We start from the raw sequence: 18,486 nt of genomic DNA, 5'->3' as shown, positions 1-18,486 counted from the left end.
ATTTTCTTAGTCTGTAGAACCTACTGGCTTTATTTCTACTCTTCTGTTTAATTGTCTTCCTCCTGGATTGTCGTTAGAGAATTTTGGTCTAGATTCTCCATAACCTTTCGACTCTAAGTTATTACTCGAAATTCCTTGTTGAATCATGTATTTCTTAACAGCATTTGCTCTTCTTTGAGATAAGTATAAGTTATATCGATCACTATTTCTATCATCTGTATGCCCTTCAATCACAAATTTAACATCTGGTACTTTTTTCATTAAGGCAATAATTTTATCTATGGTTGCAAATGATATATTTTTAATTTTATCGCTATTTGTATCAAAATAAATGCTTGCAGCTAATAAGCCAATTTGTTGCGTAACATTGGTTGGTTCTGCCTTATCTTGTTTAGGGCAACCTCTATTTTCTACAACTCCTGGTGTGTTAGGGCATAAGTCTTTGCCGTCCATAACACCATCTCCATCTGTATCTACATTTAATGGGCAGCCTTCATTTGACTCAGGACCATATTCTAACGGGCATTTATCTTTATAGTCTGGTAAACCATCTTTGTCTGAATCTACAGCTTTACCATTTCCGTAAACCATAACTCCAGCTGGAGTATTAGGTTCGATGTCTAATTCGTCCATTACACCATCTTTGTCGGTATCGATAATTTTAAATTTACCTTTACTTTCATCATCTTCCTCACCCCAAATAGTAAAAATTTTCTTCTTTCCTAATTTTACAGTAACCCCAATACTAGATACAAAGAATGTTTCCCAGTCTTGTTTGTTAGAAATGGCCGCATCTAAATGGTCTTCGTAATTAAAGTACATTCCTGTTCTAAATTCTAAATCTAAACGTTTATTAATTCTTCTTTTTAAGCCAAACTGAGCCGATAAATAAATAGAACTTGCTTGATTTACGCTATTTCTTGCGGGGTTTCTACCGAAGTCAACTAAAAGTTCATCAGGTCCGTTGGCTTCTCTTTCAAATAAAGCAGAGTCGTATTGATGATACCCAATTCCAAAATATCCTGCAGCATGCCATTTCGTTGCTGTGGTGTGGTATAAATTTGTAAAACTAAAAATTAAATTCAATTCAGCACCATAAGCATTTCCTTTAAAATACATATTGTCTTGTAAAACTACATTGTCTTCGGTATATAAAACTCTGTAGGCATCTGTGGTAGAAAAATATTGTGCTCCACCAGACATTTGCGTGTAAAAAGCTTTAATTTCTAAACCTAAAAGTGGGTTAAACATTTTGTCTAGATACGCGTAAGCTCCAACATTAAAATAGTTTGTATCGTCTCCAGAACCAATAGAACGTAAATCTCCATGCATGATAAAATTGCTAATACCACCACCAACAGCCCAGCTGTTGCTATTGTTTAAATCGATTCTTTTCCTGTAAGTAATTTCGTCTGTAGTAAATTGACCAAATATTGTAGTTGTTGTAAAACAACTTAAAATAGCAATTAAAAAAATTCTCCTCATTAGGTTATTTATAATCGTTAATCAAATAAGTTATGGGGGAATATCCAGCAAAAGTATAATTTTTTTTTTAATTACACTTTATTTTATTAATAATAAAGTTATAGTCTGCGCTACTATTTACAAAATCAATTTCAGATACATCTATGACTAATAAATTTAAATCTTTTTGAGTATTAATAAAACTTATGTAACCATCATGAATTTTTTTGAGGTACGATTTTTCTATATTTTTCTCATAAGATCGTCCTCTTTTTTTTATATTTTCTAACAAACGATCTGTATTTTGGTATAAATAAATATACAAATCGGGTTTGGTAATTTCTTTATAAATTAAATTAAAGACTTTCTTGTATAAAAAATATTCGTCTTTAGAAAGTGTTACTTGTGCGAATATTAAAGATTTGAAAATATAATAATCTGAAATAATAAAGCTTTTAAATAGGTCGAATTGTGCTAAATCGTCACTCAATTGTTGATATCTGTCTGCTAAAAAACTCATCTCTAATGGAAATGCATAGCGTTCTTTGTCTTCGTAGAATTTTGGTAAAAATGGATTGTCTGCAAAGCGTTCTAAAACTAATTTGGCATTAAAATTTTCTGAAAGTAAATTTGCCAAAGAGGTTTTTCCTGAACCAATATTGCCTTCAATAGCAATGTAATTGTATTTTTCTACCAAAGGAATAGGACGAATTAATTTTTCTTCGATTGTTACAATTTCAGAAGAGTCGTTTATATTTTGTAAGCAATTGATAATTTGTTTCTTTTCTGCTGGATGGGTTTTATTTGGTGCAATTTCTGCCAAAGGAATCATCACAAATTTGCGTTCTAACATTTTTGGATGAGGAATTGTTAGTGTTTTCGAAATGATAATTTCATCATCATATAATAAAACATCAATATCTATATTTCTATTTTGGTATTCTTTTGTATCGTTTCTTTGTCTTCCTAAATCTCTTTCAATTTGTAAAAGAGAGGTTATTAATGTTTCTGGAATTAGATTTGTAGAAACTAAAAGACATATATTGTAAAAATCATCGCCTTTAAAACCCCAAGCAGGTGTTTTGTAAATAGAAGATATTTTTTGAACATCGCCAATTTGGTTTGCAATTAAATAAATTGCTTTTTGGAGGTTCTCTAACTTGTTTCCTTGGTTTGTTCCTAAAGATAAATATGTATGATGTTGTATTTTCATAAAGAGTTACAAAGAAAATAAAAGCATTTTACAAAAAGCTTATAAACGCAAAAAATCGCTAAAATTAATTAGCGATTTTTAATATCGATTTAAAATACTGAAAAAAATTCAGTAAAAAAATTAATCTTCTTTTCTTGGTGCTCTTGGTTTTCTGTCTTCACGTCTGTTGTCACGTCCGCGATTATCTCTTCCGCCAGAACGATTGTTGTCTCTTGGTGGTCTTGTTACATAACCTTCTGGTTTTGGTAGTAATGCTTTTCGAGAAACTTTTTCTTTACGCGTTCTTGGGTCTAAACCAAAGTACTTTACATCAAAAACATCTCCCATGTTTACAACGTCAGAAACGTTTTCTGTACGTTCCCAAGCCAATTCGGAAACGTGCAATAAAACTTCGTTTCCTGGTGCTTCAACATATTCTACCACTGCACCAAAATCTAACATTTTAATTACTTTTACTTCGTAAACGCTACCAACTTGTGGTTTAAATAGCATCGAATCGATTCTAGCAATTACTTGTTCAATTCCTTCTGGTTTTGTGCCTAAGATTTCGATAATTCCTTCTTCGGTAGTGGCATCTTCTGTAATTACAATAGTAGTTCCAGTTTCTTTTTGTAATTCTTGGATATGTTTTCCTCCGGGTCCAATAAATGCACCAATCATATCATTAGGAATTCTTCTTGTAATCATTTTAGGAGCGTGTGCTTTCACTTCTGCATTTGGTGTTGCAATTGTATCTGTAAGCTTCTCTAAAATATGCAAACGACCATCTCTTGCTTGTTTTAGTGCGTTCACTAAAATCTCGTAAGAAAGTCCTTTTACTTTAATATCCATTTGGCAAGCTGTAATTCCGTCAGCAGTTCCAGTTACTTTAAAGTCCATATCACCTAAATGATCTTCATCTCCTAAAATATCAGATAAAACTGCGTAACGTTCTCCATCAGAAATTAATCCCATTGCAATACCAGAAACGGGTTTTTTTAATTGTACACCAGCATCCATTAATGCCATGGTACCAGAACAAACCGTAGCCATAGAAGAAGAACCATTAGATTCTAAAACTTCGGAAACGACTCTTACTGTATATGGGCAATCTGCAGGAATCATTCCTTTTAAAGCTCTTTGAGCCAAGTTTCCATGACCAACTTCTCTACGAGAGGTGCCTCTTAGGGGTCTTGCTTCTCCTGTACAAAATGGAGGAAAGTTATAGTGTAAATAGAATGTTTCTTCGCCTTCGTAAGAAGCCATATCTATTTGGTTTGCTTCTCTAGAAGTACCTAAGGTTACAGTTGCTAATGCTTGTGTTTCTCCACGAGTAAAAATTGATGAACCATGAGTTGATGGTAAGTAATCTACTTCGCACCAAATTGGTCGAATATCAGTGGTTTTACGACCGTCTAAACGCAAACCTTCTGCTAAAGTTAATTCTCTAACCGCTTTTTTTTGTGCCTTATTAAAGTATTTTCCAACTAAACCACCAAAGTCTTCTAATTCTTCTTCGGTAAAAGTCGCTAAAATTTCTTCTTTTACTTCTTCAAAAGCTGCAGATCGCTCTGCTTTAGAAGTTCCTTGTTTTGCAATTGCATAACATTTATCGTATGCTAAATCTTCGATTTTTTTAGCTAAATCTTCATCTTCTCTTTCTGGTTCGTACTCACGGGTTTCTTTTTTCCCAAAAGCTTCTGCCAAACGAACTTGTGCAGCACATTGTACCTTAATGGCTTCGTGTGCAAATTTAATTGCTTCTGCCATTTCTTCTTCAGAAATTTCATCCATTTCGCCTTCTACCATCATTACAGAATCTGCAGAAGCACCAATCATCATATCAATATCAGATGTTTCTAATTGTGCTCTTGTAGGGTTAATTACAAATTCTCCATTTACTCTGGCAACGCGTGCTTCAGAAATTGGAGTTTCAAAAGGAATGTCTGATAATTGTATTGCTGTAGATGCTGCTAAACCTGCTAAAGCATCTGGCATTACATCTTCGTCATGAGACATTAACTGAACCATTACTTGTGTTTCTGCGTGGTAATCTTTTGGAAATAATGGGCGTAAAACACGATCTACTAAACGCATTGTTAGTACTTCACCATCACTTGGTCTTGCTTCTCTTTTAAAGAAACCTCCAGGATAACGACCTGCAGCCGCAAATTTTTCTCTATAATCTACTGTAAGTGGTAAAAAATCAACATCACTTTGTTTGTAGTTAGAAACTACTGTACATAATAACATTGCTTTACCCATTTGAACAACAACAGAACCGTGTGCTTGTTTCGCTAATTTACCGGTTTCTAACGAGATGGTTCTTCCATCTCCAAGGTCTATAACCTCTTTAAATACTTTTGGAATCATAAAATTTAATTCTAATTTTTAATTTGTTTGTTGTTGTGTTGTTTTGGTTGTTGTGTGTTTTTTCCAATGGAAATTCGAAAATATTGTTGGTATTTTCGATTTTTTATATAAAATCTGTTTGTTAAGCAGAGAATATTTATTTTAAATCTCTTTCGGTGGTAGCCAAAAGAAAAAAAAGAGGCACGTTTATAGTACCTCTTTTTTTGTAAGAATTATTTTCTAATTCCTAATTCTTTAATAATTGCACGATATCTTTCAATATCTTTTTTCTTAAGATAGTCTAATAAACTTCTACGCTTACCAACCATTCTTACTAACGAACGTTCTGTGTTAAAATCTTTACGATTTCTTTTTAAATGCTCTGTTAAGTGATTGATTCTGTGTGTGAACAATGCAATTTGCCCTTCTGAAGTACCTGTATCGTTTTTTCCTTTACCGTGTTTTTCGAAGATGCTTTCTTTTACTTCTTTTGTTAAGTACATGCCAATATTATTTAAATGATTTTTATGTATTTCAACGAAATTTTTTTCATTGAGGTTGCAAATGTACTATTATTTTTTCGATTAAATAGTTTTTTAAAAGAGGTATTTTATATCGTAGATTCAAGTACCAAGTGCAAGTTTTTGATTTTGGTTAATAAATTGATAAAAAACCTCTTTAGGGGTTCTGTATCCTAACTTTTTTCTTGGTCTATTATTGAGTTTGTTTACCGTTTCAAAAATATCCTTTTGTTTGACATTATCCAAGTGTTCATTTTTTGGGAAATATTGTCTGATAAGTTTGTTCGTATACTCGTTAAGTCCACGTTCCCAAGAGCTATAAGGGTGAGCAAAATAGACATCACAATTTAATTTTTCTGCTATTTTTTTATGTCCTGCAAACTCTTTTCCATTATCATTGGTAATTGTTCGAACCCATTTTTTATGTGGTGCTAAAGTGTTTATAGTCATTTTTGTAATCATATCTGCTTTTTTTCCTGTCACATTTTCAATCCATAAAAAACTAGAATAGCGATCTACAATGGTTAATAAAGCTCCTTTATGGTCTTTTCCTATAATTAAATCAGATTCTAAATCACCTACTCTTTCTTTGAGTTCTACAATTTTTGGACGTTTTTCTATAGACACTTTATCGGGTATTTGTCCTCTATTGGATTTACTTCCATACCTTTTTTTATATTTTTTTTGACCTGTTCGTAGTTCTTTATAAAGCAATCCTCCTTGTCTTTTATCTTGCCAAACATATTGGTAAATTCGCTCGTGAGAGACCATCTGTATTGCTTTAAGTTTACACCAACCAACTATCTGTTCTGGAGACCATTGAAATTTAATCATTTTTTCTTTGATTATTTTTTTCATTTCCGTTGAAAAAATAGTCTTATAATGGCCTTCTTTTTTACGCTCATCAGCTAATTTTTGTGCGTGTTTAGCACTATAAGTCCTAGGTTTTGAGTTCCTTTTCAATTCTCTATAAAAAGTACTTTCATTAATACAAAGTGATTTAATAATCTCTTTTTTACTAATTTTTGCCTTAAGCATTAATTCTATTGAGTACCTTTGTTCGAAAGTTAATTGTTTGTAGTTCATATCACAAATCTTTGACTTTTTTTGGACTTTTCCTAACGGGGTAAAACCCGTAGGAAAATCCTATCAAAAACTTGCACTAGCATTTGAATCTAGGTATGCGATTTAATTATTTTTTATGTTGATTATCAGAGTAATTTAAGTTGTAAACTTATATTTTAACTTTTTTATTTTTTTAAATATATTATTAGTTCTCGTATTTGTAAAGAAATTCATAAAATGGAATAACTTTATAACACTATTTTTAGTGATATTTAAATTTTGTTGAAAAAAATATAATATTATTTGTTTATCTAAATTTAATCTTTAGATTTGTCACGCAAAACAAAGAGCACAAAATGTTACACAACAATTTTACACGTTTCTATTTTTACTTTTACTTTTTTAGTAAGAGGTGAGACTTTGTATCATGTTGTTAAGAAGCATAAAATATATATAAAGTCTCGAATTTACTTCGAGGCTTTTTTTTTGATATTTTTTTATCACAAATAAATGAGAAAAACAATCGCCATCCAAGGAGCAGAAGGCTCAAACCATCATAAAGTCGCACGCGATTTTTATGGAAACGATATTCAACTAAAAGAATGCATGTCTTTTGATGTGTTGGTGGATAGCTTGTTGGATAAAACAGCGAGTTTAGGAGTAATGGCTCTAGAAAATACCATTGCAGGTTCTATAATTCCTAATTATGCGTTAATAGATAATAACAATTTGCATATAATAGGAGAAGAATATTTGAATATTCATCATCATTTAATGTGTTTAGAAAATCAAACGATTAAAGATATAAAAGAGGTTTGGTCGCATCCAATGGCATTATTACAATGCAAGGAGTTTTTTAGAAATTACCCTCATATTAAGCTGGTAGAAGATGTAGATACTGCAGAAGTAGCCAAAAGAATATCAAAAGAAAATTTAAAAGGAATTGCGGCCATTGCACCAAAAATTGCGGCAGAAATTTTCAATTTAGAAATTATCGAAGATGAAATTCAGACGATAAAAGACAATTCTACAAGATTTGTAATTGTACAAACCGAGGAACCAACAATTAATGAAGAAGTAAACAAAGCCTCTTTTAAATTTCAATTAAATCATAAAAGAGGCAGTTTGGCAACCATTTTAAATGTGTTGAGTGATTGTAAAATGAACTTAACTAAAATTCAATCTTTGCCAGTGATAGAAACACCTTGGAAATATTCTTTCTTTGTAGATGTTACTTTCGACGATTATAAAGAGTACGAAAAAGCAACAGCAATTGTAAAAATAATGGCAGAAGAGTTTAAAATATTAGGAACTTATAAAAACGGAAGAAAATAATGTACAATAATATTTACAAAGTTCAAAACAATGTCCTTTTGAGCGAAATGCAATGGAGCCGAAAAATCTCTTCATTTCCATTCAATGTTTTAGATTTCTCAATTTCACTGCGTTTCTTTCGAAATAACAAATTAAATAACTTTTGTATAGCATAAATTATGATACAACCTGCAAAAAGATTAGACACCGTTCAAGAATACTATTTCTCTAAAAAACTAAGAGAAGTAAGAGGTTTAGCAGCCGCTGGAAAACCAATTATAAACATGGGTATAGGCTCACCAGATTTACAACCTCCTGCACAAGTTTTAAATGCCATTCAAGGAAGTTTAGGAGAAGCTTCTGCACACAAATATCAATCGTACCAAGGGTTACCAGAATTAAGAAATGCAATTTCCAACTTTTATAAAAACAAGTTTTCTGTAGATTCAAACCCAGAAAATGAAGTTTTACCATTAATGGGCAGTAAAGAAGGAATTATGCACATTTCTATGGCTTTTTTAAATGAAGGCGATAAGGTCTTAATTCCGAATCCAGGATATCCAACTTATACATCTGTCACAAAATTAGTAGGTGCAGAGCCTCTTTTTTACAATTTAAGTGCAGCAAATAATTGGCAACCAAATTTCGAAGAGTTAGAGCAACAAGATTTATCTGAAGTAAAAATTATGTGGGTAAATTATCCGCACATGCCAACAGGAACCAATGCAACTTTAGAGACTTTTAAAAAGTTGATTGCATTTGGGAAAAAGCACGAAATTTTAATTATAAACGACAATCCTTATAGTTTTATTTTAAACGATAAACCTGTAAGTATTTTACAAGTCGAAGGTGCAAAAGACATTGCTTTAGAATTAAACTCTTTAAGCAAAACCTTTAACATGGCTGGTTGGCGAGTTGGCATGGTTTTAGGAAAGGCAACATACATTAACGAGATTTTAAAAGTAAAATCGAATATGGATTCTGGCATGTTTTACGGAATTCAAAAAGGAGCTATAGAAGCCTTGCAATTAACAGACGCTTGGTTTACAGAGCAAAATAAAATTTATGAAGAACGTAGAAATTTAATTTGGAAATTGGCAGATAAATTAGACTGCGTGTATGATAAAAACTCCACAGGATTATTTGTTTGGGCAAAAATTTCTGAAGGAAAAAAATCAGAAGAAATTACAGATTCGGTTTTATACAATAAAGATATTTTTATAACCCCAGGCACTATTTTTGGTTCTCAAGGCGAAGGATATATACGATTTTCTTTATGTGTAACATCTCAAGTAATTAAAGAAGCGATTAGTAGGTTTTAAATTAAGTTGGCAGTATTTCAGTTGGCAGTTGGCAGTCAGTTTGTGGTAAAACTCTCTACAAGGTTTCAAAAACCTTGTAGGTATAAATAAATAATAACAAATAATCCCTGCGTTTTAAAGAATTTGCAGGAAATATAATAACACCTGCAAGGTCTTAAAGACCTTTTAAGAAGTAGAAAAGAAAAATGAAAAATATATTTTTTATTGGAGTTGGTTTAATTGGTGGAAGTTTCGCAATTGATATCAAAAAAAACAATCCAGAGGCTATTTTACACGGAATTAGCAGAAAAGACGGAACGCTAAATAAAGCATTAGAGTTAAAATTGATTGACAAAAAAGCAACCTTAGACGATTTAGAAAATGCAGATTTGGTAATTGTATCCATTCCAGTAGATGCTACTGTAAAATTACTACCAACAATTTTAGATAAAATTTCCGATAATACCTTGGTCATAGATGCAGGTTCCACAAAAGAAGCCATTTGTAAATCTGTTGAACATCATATAAGAAGACGCAATTTTTTAGCATGTCACCCAATAGCAGGAACAGAAAAATCTGGGCCAACAGCTGCGATTTCTGGCTTATATAAAGGAAAAACGAATATTATCTGCGAAGTAGAAAAAACAACTTTTAAGCTGCAAGAAAAAGCATTGCAACTTTTTACAGACATTGGAATGCGTATTCGTTACATGGATCCGGTTTCGCACGACAAACATATTGCGTATGTTTCGCACCTTTCTCACATAAGTGCGTTTATGTTAGGAAAAACAGTAATCAATAAAGAAAAAAACGAACGCGATATTTTCGATATGGCAGGTTCAGGATTTGCATCCACAGTTCGTTTGGCAAAAAGTTCGCCAGCCATGTGGGCACCCATTTTTAAACAAAACAAAGAAAACGTTATAGAAACCTTAGAAGAATACATTAGCAATTTACAACACTTTAAAGAGTTAATGCAACAAGATAATTTCTCGGAAATTTTTAACGAAATGGAAAATACAAATTATATAAAACAAATTTTAAACGGCATAAATTAAAAGCCAAAATCGTTGATTATTTTGTCATTTCGACCTTGTGGAGAAATCTCAAACTAAGCAACACAAATTAATTAGTAAAATGAAGAATACAGCAGCATTAAGAACATGGTTGGACGATATGAAATTAGATCATCCACTAGTAATAGCAGGGCCTTGTAGTGCAGAAACCGAAGAACAGGTTTTAAAAATTGCACACGAATTAAAAGATTCTGATGTAAATTATTTCCGAGCAGGAATTTGGAAACCAAGAACAAGACCAGGAAATTTCGAAGGCGTTGGCGCTTTAGGTTTAAAATGGCTTAAAAAGGTAAAAGAAGAAACAGGCATGAAAACCTGTACAGAAGTTGCAAACGCAGCACACGTAAAATTGGCTTTAGAAAACGATGTCGATTTATTATGGATTGGCGCACGTTCTACAGTTTCGCCTTTTATTATGCAAGAAATTGCAGACGCCTTAGAAGGAACCGATAAAATTGTATTGGTAAAAAACCCAGTAAATCCAGATTTGGCTTTATGGTTAGGTGGTATCGAAAGATTATACACAGCAGGAATCAAAAATTTAGGCGCAATTCACAGAGGATTTTCAACCTACGAAAAATCGAAATATAGAAACATTCCAGAATGGCAATTAGCCATCGAGTTTCAAAATAAATTCCCAGACTTGCCATTAATTTGCGACCCTTCGCACATTACAGGAAACAGAGAAATGATTTTCGACGTTTCACAAACAGCTTTAGATTTAAATTTCGATGGATTAATGATCGAGACTCATTTCGATCCAGACAACGCTTGGAGTGACGCTGCACAGCAAGTTACACCAACAAAACTAAAGCAAATTATGGAAGATTTAAAAATAAGAAAAGAAACCGAAACCGATTCTGGTTACAGAGATTCCTTAGAAAATTTAAGAGCTCAAATTAACGTTGTAGATGGCCAGTTAATAGATATGTTAGGTAAAAGAATGAGTGTTGCCGACAAAATTGGTCAACTAAAAAAAGAGAAAAACGTTGCCGTTTTACAATCTAGACGTTGGAACGAAATTCTAGGAAACATGATTTTAGAAGGCGAAAGCAGAGGTTTAAGCGAAGAATTTGTCTTAAAAATGTTCAAGGCAATTCACCAAGAATCCATCAATCATCAAGAAAAGATTATAAAAGGATAGTTTTTGGGCTTTACCAAGCAAAAAAGCTTGGTCAGGCTTATCGTTGCAATCTTTTGCCTTTTTTTTTAAGGCAAAAGGATTTCCACTGCAATCCTTAACGCGTATCGCAAACCTAAAAAACAAGTTATTAAAAATAGCTTTTAGATATATTTTTAGACCTCACAGGTTTTTAAAACCTGTGAGGTCTTTTTACAGGTTTAAAACTCCAATCTCTAAAGGTTTCAAACCTTTTCTGGGTAAATTCACCACAAACCATTTTAATTCGCGAATTCGCAACAATTTCCACCACAACTTTATGTTTTCTATATTCCTATTGTGCAAAAAAATAGTTTTTTTTAAAACCCTGTCACTTCGAGTGAAATTTCTTTTTCAGAAATTTTGTATCGAGAATTTTTCTTCATTCTAACAAGTTTTGGGTACAAATTTCTTAAAAAAAATCAAAAATCACTCGAACAGACATTATTGTAATTACTTAAAATTCTAACCTAAAAAGAAAGTTATAAAAAATAACTTTTAGACATGTTTTCAGACCCTTCAGGTTTTCAAAACCTGAAGGGTCTTTTCGTTAACTTCCAGCTCAATCTCCATAACAATTCTATGTTTTTTATGGTCCTATGTGGTAAAAATAAAAACCGCTCATTTTCCACCAATTTTTCATAATTCAATTTTAATTCTGCATCTTTGTAATAATGATAGGAACCGTTTACAAATCTACAGGAAGTTGGTATCAAGTAAAAGCCAATCATGGCGAGTTTTACAAATGTAGAATTAAAGGAAAATTCAGAATAAAAGACATCAAAAGCACCAACCCAATTGCAGTTGGCGATAAAGTTGTGTTCGATTTAGAAAAAAAAGGAGACGAAGAAACAGGCGTTATCAAAACTATTTTAGATAGAGATAATTACATTGTTCGTAAATCTGTAAACCTTTCTAAACAAATACATATTATTGCTTCGAATATCGATCAGGTTTTTTTATTAATTACAATTAACAATCCACCAACATTTACTACGTTTATAGACCGTTTTTTGGTTTCAGCAAGAGCCTATAGAATCGATGTAATTTTAGTTTTTAATAAAATAGATGCTTACGAAATAGAAGAAAGAGCAGAAATTTTATACTTAAAAGACATTTACCAAGCCATTGGTTATAGATGTGTAGAAGTTTCTGCAACCCAAAATAAAAACGTAGCTACCATTAAAGAAATAATGTTGGGCAAAACATCGATGTTTGTAGGGCATTCAGGAGTAGGAAAAACCACTTTGGTAAATGCAATAGACCCTTCTTTAGACTTAAAAACTAAAGAAATATCCGACCAACACAATCAAGGAAAACACACTACAACTTTTGCAGAAATGTTCGATTTAAGCATCGAAAACAAAAACGATACAAAAATTATAGACACACCAGGTATTAAAGGTTTTGGAGTAGTAAATATCGACAAATACGAATTAGGAGATTATTTTCCAGAGTTTTTCGCGTTAAAACAAGACTGTAAATTTAATAATTGTATTCATACAAAAGAACCAAAATGCGCTGTAAAAGAAGCTTTAGAAGAAGAAAAAGTATCTTGGTCTCGTTATAAAAGTTACTTACAAATTTTAGAAGGCGAAGAAGAAACAGAGCATTTTAGAACAGATGTTTGGAACGAAGAATAACCCGCTTTAATTTCCCAAAGGAAAAAATCTCTCTTAAAAAGAATAATTTAAAAAAAATAAGAATAGTAATTATTTACGAAGTAGATGTTTCGTTTTAAAAGAAAGAAAAGATTTAAAGTAGTCGTAAAAGTTTATAAAAATTCAAAAAGTAAAAGTTCCTTTTGGAGATTTAGGTAAATATGAAAATTGTAATTCAAAGAGTTTCAAAAGCAAGTGTAACTATTAACGAAGAAAAAGTTGCAAACATTAAAAACGGACTCTTAATTTTATTAGGAATTGTTGCAGAAGACACACAAGAAGATATCAATTGGTTGGTTCGAAAAACAGCAAACTTGCGCATTTTTAACGACGAAAATGGAGTTATGAATAATTCTTTATTAGAAAGCAATGGAGATGCGATTGTTGTAAGTCAGTTTACCTTGCAAGCATCTACCAAAAAAGGAAACAGACCCAGTTACATAAAAGCAGCAAAACCCGATATTGCCATTACTTTATATAACAACTTTGTAAAAACGTTAGAAAACGAGTTGGGTAAAAAGGTGCAAACAGGCGAATTTGGTGCAGACATGAAAGTCGAGTTATTAAATGACGGTCCAGTTACTATTATTATCGATTCAAAAAATAAAGAATAGTTATTTTGACTTTTATCGACATTCATACACACCAAAAGTCTTTCGCAGAAAACGTTTTTTCTATAGAAAATAAATACCCAAATTCAGTAGATTTTTCCTCGCCTTTTTCAATCGGAATTCATCCTTGGTATCTCAATAAAAATAATATAGAAGAAGAACTTTTATTTGTTGAAGAGCAACTTCAACATAAAAACTGTTTTGCAATTGGCGAATGTGGCTTAGATAAAATTACAGAAACAGACTTTAAACTTCAACAAGAAGTTTTCAGAAAACAAGTCTTGCTTTCAGAAAAACACAACAAACCTTTAATTATCCACTGTGTAAAAGCATTTCAAGAAATTATTGAAATTAAAAAAGAAATAAAACCAAAACAAAAATGGATTTTACATGGCTTCAATAAAAATGTACAAGTAGCCAAAAGTTTATTAAAAAATGGAATTCTATTATCATTTGGAGCAGCAATCATCAAAAATAAAAAATTACAAAAAGTAGTTTCAGAAATTCCTTTGAATGTGTTACTTTTAGAAACAGACGATTCAGAAATTAAAATTCAAGAAATTTATCAAAAAGCAGCAAATTTAAAAAGAATAGAAGTTGAAAAGCTTCAGCAAATAATAAAAGAAAATTTTAATTTTTTGTCTCCTCGAGCATTACTTTCAATAAAAAGAGATTTTTGTTAAAAGTAACGAACGCAGTTCTCGAGAGGTTAAAAGAATTAATAAGATTAAAAATTAGTTCTCGAGTTTAGCCTGTCTCGAGCGAAGACGAAAGGCTCGAACAGACATTAATATTTTATAAGTTTAGTATGAGTTGGTTAGAAAGAACCGAATTATTGGTACAAAAAGAAGGGATTGAAAAATTACAAAAAGCCAATGTTTTAGTCGTTGGTTTGGGAGGAGTTGGCAGTTATGCTGCAGAATTTATTGCAAGAGCAGGCGTTGGAAAAATAACTATTGTAGATGGAGATGTTTTTGATAAAACCAATATCAATAGACAATTACCAGCCTTACAATCTACCATTGGTAAAGCAAAAACAACAGTTTTATCAGAAAGATTAAAAGACATCAATCCAGATTTAAAATTAACAGTTTTAAAGGAATTTTTATCTCCAGAAAGAGCGTACGAAATCGTATCAAAAGAGTTTGATTATGTGTTGGATTGTATCGATAGCATTACACCAAAAATTAATTTAATTGTTGCTGCAAGAAGAAAAAAAGTAAAAATTATTTCTTCTATGGGAGCAGGAGGAAAGTTAGATGCTACTAAAATTCGAGTAAAAGACATTGCCAAAACAAAGAATTGTACCATGGCAAGAGTTTTAAGAAAACGTTTAAAAGAAAGAAAAGTAGATAAAGGTGTAAAAGCAGTGTATTCAGAAGAAGTTCAAAGAACAGAAAGTGTAAAAATTACAGATGGAACCAATTTTAAAAAATCGTATTATGGCACCATTAGCTTTATGCCTGCTGCTTTCGGATTGCAGGCTGCAGCTCACGTAGTAAACTATTTAATAAAAAAGTAAAAAATAGTTTCCAAGGAAAATAAATTAATTGTATATTTGCCATGGAAAATAAATACCCAAAAAATAAAAACGAATTTTAAACTAACAAAAATGAAAAAAATAATTTTATCAATAGTAGTTGCAGCATCAGTTTTAACTGCATGTAAAAACAAAAAAGAAAAAGTAGAAGTTAAAGAAGCGGTAAAAGTAGAAGTAAATGCTGCAGATTTAAACAATGTAAATACAGAAGCTTCTGTAATATCGTGGAAAGGGACAAAACCAACAGGAGCACATGACGGAACTGTTGCTTTAAAAAGTGGAGGTTTAGTTGTTGAAGATGGAGAATTAAAAAATGGTGTTTTTGTAATAGATATGACTACAATTAAAAACGAAGACATGAAAGGTTCTGAAGGAGCTGGAAAATTAGAAGGGCATTTATCTTCTCCAGACTTCTTTGATGTTGCGAAATATCCAACCTCTAAATTTGTAATTACAAGTGTTAAAGAAAATGAAGGTAAATTAGCAGTAACAGGTAATTTAACTTTAAAAGACATTACAAAAAGCATTACAATTCCGGCGACGATTTCTACAGAAGGCAACATTACCACTTTTAAAAGTGAAACATTTAATGTAGATAGAACAGATTTTGGCGTTACTTATAAATCTAAAAAAATAGATGCTGCTTTAAAAGACAAATTTATCGACGATATTATGGAGTTACAATTTACAGTTGTAACAAAATAAATATTAAAAAATATTAAGTTTTTGCAAAAACCCAGAACGAAAGTTTTGGGTTTTATTTTTCCATATTCTTAAGAAGGAAAACCCAACATATTTCCCATACCAACAGTAAATAACCAGCAACCATAAATAGCGTGTTCGATAGAAACTAAAAAAGTGGACTTTGTTTTTTTATAGGTAATTGCAAATAAAAGACCGCCTATAAAAGTAATGATAATAACAATAGTATTTCTAAAAAATAAATGAGCCACAGAAAACAAAACTGCATTTATAAAAAGAAATAATTTCTCGTTTTTAAACAGATTTTCATAGCGTTTAAAGAAGAACGTTCTAAATAAGACTTCTTGCGGATATACAGATAAAAAAGCATAAATAAGTAGAAATAGCATCCACATAAAAGGTTTGTTTACAACAACAGTAAAAAAACTTTCTTTATCAGTAAACCAAACAAAAACGGCTGTAAAAACAGCAATTACCAGAAATTTTAAAAGTGTTGTTTTCCAAAAGTTTTTCCAATTGATATCCTTTCTAATTGTAAGTTGAATTTTCTCTACCTTTAAAATAACATACAAAATATACGCAAAACCCAAAAGACCGATAATCAGTTTTAAAATTGGTGAATATTTAAAGCAAAAACTAATTGGAATCAATATAAAAAAAATAAAAAGTTCGGTAAGTTTATAGTTGGTAGTTTGCATTTAAGATAAATGTATAGCAGTCGTATTTTTTACTTTTTCGATGGTAAAAGTACTCTGTGTACTTCCAATATATTTTATAGCTGTTAGCTTGGTTACCATAAAATCTCGGTATTCGTCCATATCTTTAGCGTAAATTTTTAATATATAATCGTAATCTCCACTTACGTGAAAACATTCCGAAACTTCTTCGAGTTTTAAAATTTCACGCTCAAAAGTGGTTACATATTCTTTAGAATGTTGCACTAGTTTAATATGGCAAAAAACTAAAAAAGACTTTTCAATTTTATTTTTATTGATGATGGCAACATACTTTTCAATCACCTTTTCTTTTTCCAATTTTTTAATCCGTTCATAAACCGCAGTTACAGATAAATTTAACTGTAAAGACAGTTGTTTTGTAGTCTGTTTACTGTCTTTTTGCAGTAAATTTATCAGTTCTTTATCGATTTTGTCTAACATATACACTAAAAATTATCTAAAAACAGTAAATAACGAATCGGTTTTTAGTTTTTAAAACTATTAATTAAATCAAATATAGAAATAAAAACTATATTTTATATGTTATGTTGATTAATTATCTGTATATGTATAGTTTTGTGCTAAATTTAAAAATAGTTACAAATGAAATTCAATCCAGCAGATAAAATTCAAGATTTACAATATTTTGGCGAATTCGGTGGTGTAAATCCATCCATTTCAGATTCATCTACCTATACCTTTTTATCCGCAAAAACAATGTTCGATACGTTCGAAGGCAATGCAGATGGTTGTTATTTATACTCACGCCATTCTACACCTTCAAATTTATATTTAGGCGAAGCATTAGCAGCGATGGAAGGCACAGAAACCGCCAATGTTACAGCATCTGGAATGGGTGCAATTACACCGGTTTTAATGCAGTTGTGTGGTGCAGGAGACCATATTGTTTCCAGCAGAACCATTTACGGAGGAACCTATGCTTTTTTAAAGAATTTTGCACCAAGATTTCATGTAGAAACAACTTTTATAGACATTACAAAACTAGATGTTGTAGAAGCTGCAATTACAAAAAACACCAAAGTTTTATACTGCGAAGCTGTTAGTAATCCGCTTTTAGAAGTTGCAGATATCGCAGGTTTATCCGCTTTAGCGAAAAAATACAATTTAAAATTAGTGGTAGATAATACCTTTTCGCCATTGTCGATTTCGCCCGCAAAATTAGGAGCAGACATCGTTTGCCATAGTTTAACAAAGTTTATCAATGGCTCTTCAGACACAGTTGGTGGTGTGGTTTGTGGTTCACAAGAATTTATTAACGATTTGCGAAATGTAAACGATGGCGCTTGTATGTTGTTAGGTGCAACAATGGATAGTTTGCGAGCTGCATCTATTCTAAAAAATATGAGAACCTTGCATATTAGAATGAAACAACACAGTTTTAACGCCGCTTTTTTAGCAGAAAAATTCGAGAAAGATGGTTTAAAAACGGTTTATCCAGGTTTGGCATCTCACCCATCTCATCAATTATTTACAACCATGATGAATCCAGAATACGGTTTTGGAGGCATGTTAACCATAGACGTTGGCTCTTTAGAAAAAGCCAACGAATTAATGGAATTAATGCAGCATAAAAATTTGGGGTATTTAGCCGTAAGTTTAGGTTTTTATAAGACATTATTTTCTGCACCAGGAAGTTCTACATCCTCAGAAATTCCAGAAGACGAGCAAAAAGAAATGGGGCTTTCAGATGGTTTAATTCGTTTTTCAATAGGCTTAGACAACAACATAGAAAGAACCTACGAAATGATGAAATCGTGTATGCAAGAAGTAGGCGTTTTATAAAAACAGCAA

General features: G+C 31.6%; 17 protein-coding genes. 10 read left to right on the top strand and 7 right to left on the bottom strand.

Features of this window, described 5'->3' with window-relative positions; genetic code table 11:
• Positions 1-6 precede the first annotated feature (6 nt).
• From JL193_RS05465 to JL193_RS05445, 5 genes are all read right to left on the bottom strand, one after another.
• The gene (locus JL193_RS05465) at positions 7-1,485 is read right to left on the bottom strand and encodes an OmpA family protein (protein ID WP_207972836.1); all 1,479 of its coding nucleotides are present in this window, start codon (positions 1,483-1,485) and stop codon (positions 7-9) included.
• 67 nt (positions 1,486-1,552) lie between these two features.
• Positions 1,553-2,677: a 2-amino-4-hydroxy-6-hydroxymethyldihydropteridine diphosphokinase gene (gene folK, locus JL193_RS05460; protein WP_207972835.1), complete on the bottom strand. Its 1,125-nt coding sequence runs from the start codon at positions 2,675-2,677 to the stop codon at positions 1,553-1,555.
• 120 nt (positions 2,678-2,797) lie between these two features.
• Positions 2,798-5,029, bottom strand: a complete 2,232-nt coding sequence (locus tag JL193_RS05455; RefSeq protein WP_207972834.1) for a polyribonucleotide nucleotidyltransferase — start codon at positions 5,027-5,029, stop codon at positions 2,798-2,800.
• Between the two features lie 212 nt (positions 5,030-5,241).
• Positions 5,242-5,511, bottom strand: a complete 270-nt coding sequence (rpsO, locus tag JL193_RS05450) for a 30S ribosomal protein S15 (protein ID WP_207972833.1) — start codon at positions 5,509-5,511, stop codon at positions 5,242-5,244.
• Between the two features lie 120 nt (positions 5,512-5,631).
• Positions 5,632-6,615 (bottom strand): IS30 family transposase, encoded by a 984-nt coding sequence (locus tag JL193_RS05445; protein WP_207970543.1) that lies wholly within the window; start codon positions 6,613-6,615, stop codon positions 5,632-5,634.
• Between the two features lie 489 nt (positions 6,616-7,104).
• Here JL193_RS05445 and JL193_RS05440 point away from each other — a divergent pair, with 489 nt between their 5' ends.
• The 9 genes from JL193_RS05440 (at position 7,105) to JL193_RS05400 (ending at position 15,961) form a co-directional block, all read left to right on the top strand.
• Positions 7,105-7,929, top strand: a complete 825-nt coding sequence (locus tag JL193_RS05440; protein ID WP_207972832.1) for a prephenate dehydratase — start codon at positions 7,105-7,107, stop codon at positions 7,927-7,929.
• A 158-nt stretch (positions 7,930-8,087) separates the two neighbouring features.
• Positions 8,088-9,230 (top strand): pyridoxal phosphate-dependent aminotransferase, encoded by a 1,143-nt coding sequence (locus JL193_RS05435; RefSeq protein WP_207972831.1) that lies wholly within the window; start codon positions 8,088-8,090, stop codon positions 9,228-9,230.
• 185 nt (positions 9,231-9,415) lie between these two features.
• Positions 9,416-10,267: a prephenate dehydrogenase gene (locus tag JL193_RS05430; RefSeq protein WP_207972830.1), complete on the top strand. Its 852-nt coding sequence runs from the start codon at positions 9,416-9,418 to the stop codon at positions 10,265-10,267.
• Positions 10,268-10,346: 79 nt separating this feature from the next.
• Complete coding sequence (locus JL193_RS05425; protein ID WP_207972829.1) at positions 10,347-11,429, top strand: bifunctional 3-deoxy-7-phosphoheptulonate synthase/chorismate mutase type II; 1,083 nt, start codon at positions 10,347-10,349, stop codon at positions 11,427-11,429.
• A gap of 689 nt (positions 11,430-12,118) precedes the next feature.
• A complete protein-coding gene (rsgA, locus tag JL193_RS05420) occupies positions 12,119-13,087 on the top strand; it encodes a ribosome small subunit-dependent GTPase A (protein WP_207972828.1) in 969 nt (322 codons plus the stop codon).
• Between the two features lie 179 nt (positions 13,088-13,266).
• Positions 13,267-13,719 carry a D-aminoacyl-tRNA deacylase gene (dtd, locus tag JL193_RS05415; RefSeq protein ID WP_207972827.1) on the top strand — a complete coding sequence of 151 codons (453 nt, stop codon included), beginning with the start codon at positions 13,267-13,269 and terminating at the stop codon, positions 13,717-13,719.
• A 5-nt stretch (positions 13,720-13,724) separates the two neighbouring features.
• On the top strand, positions 13,725-14,399 hold the full coding sequence (locus JL193_RS05410; protein WP_207972826.1) for a TatD family hydrolase: 675 nt from the start codon (positions 13,725-13,727) through the stop codon (positions 14,397-14,399).
• Positions 14,400-14,524: 125 nt separating this feature from the next.
• On the top strand, positions 14,525-15,238 hold the full coding sequence (locus tag JL193_RS05405) for a tRNA threonylcarbamoyladenosine dehydratase (RefSeq protein ID WP_207972825.1): 714 nt from the start codon (positions 14,525-14,527) through the stop codon (positions 15,236-15,238).
• A gap of 90 nt (positions 15,239-15,328) precedes the next feature.
• Complete coding sequence (locus tag JL193_RS05400; RefSeq protein WP_207972824.1) at positions 15,329-15,961, top strand: YceI family protein; 633 nt, start codon at positions 15,329-15,331, stop codon at positions 15,959-15,961.
• 68 nt (positions 15,962-16,029) lie between these two features.
• On the opposite strand, the gene JL193_RS05395 is transcribed toward JL193_RS05400, so the two are convergent.
• Positions 16,030-16,548, bottom strand: a complete 519-nt coding sequence (locus JL193_RS05395; RefSeq protein WP_243456848.1) for a CPBP family intramembrane glutamic endopeptidase — start codon at positions 16,546-16,548, stop codon at positions 16,030-16,032.
• Between the two features lie 108 nt (positions 16,549-16,656).
• On the bottom strand, positions 16,657-17,115 hold the full coding sequence (locus tag JL193_RS05390) for an Lrp/AsnC family transcriptional regulator (protein WP_207972822.1): 459 nt from the start codon (positions 17,113-17,115) through the stop codon (positions 16,657-16,659).
• A 162-nt stretch (positions 17,116-17,277) separates the two neighbouring features.
• Here JL193_RS05390 and JL193_RS05385 point away from each other — a divergent pair, with 162 nt between their 5' ends.
• Entirely contained in the window at positions 17,278-18,477 is a 1,200-nt protein-coding gene (locus tag JL193_RS05385) for an aminotransferase class I/II-fold pyridoxal phosphate-dependent enzyme (RefSeq protein WP_207972821.1), read from the top strand.
• The last annotated feature ends 9 nt before the right edge of the window (positions 18,478-18,486 follow it).

It is taken from the genome of Polaribacter batillariae (genome assembly GCF_017498485.1).
GTDB lineage: Bacteria > Bacteroidota > Bacteroidia > Flavobacteriales > Flavobacteriaceae > Polaribacter > Polaribacter batillariae.
Note: the sequence above shows the minus strand (reverse complement) of the source record. Positions and strands in the feature narration are given on the sequence as shown.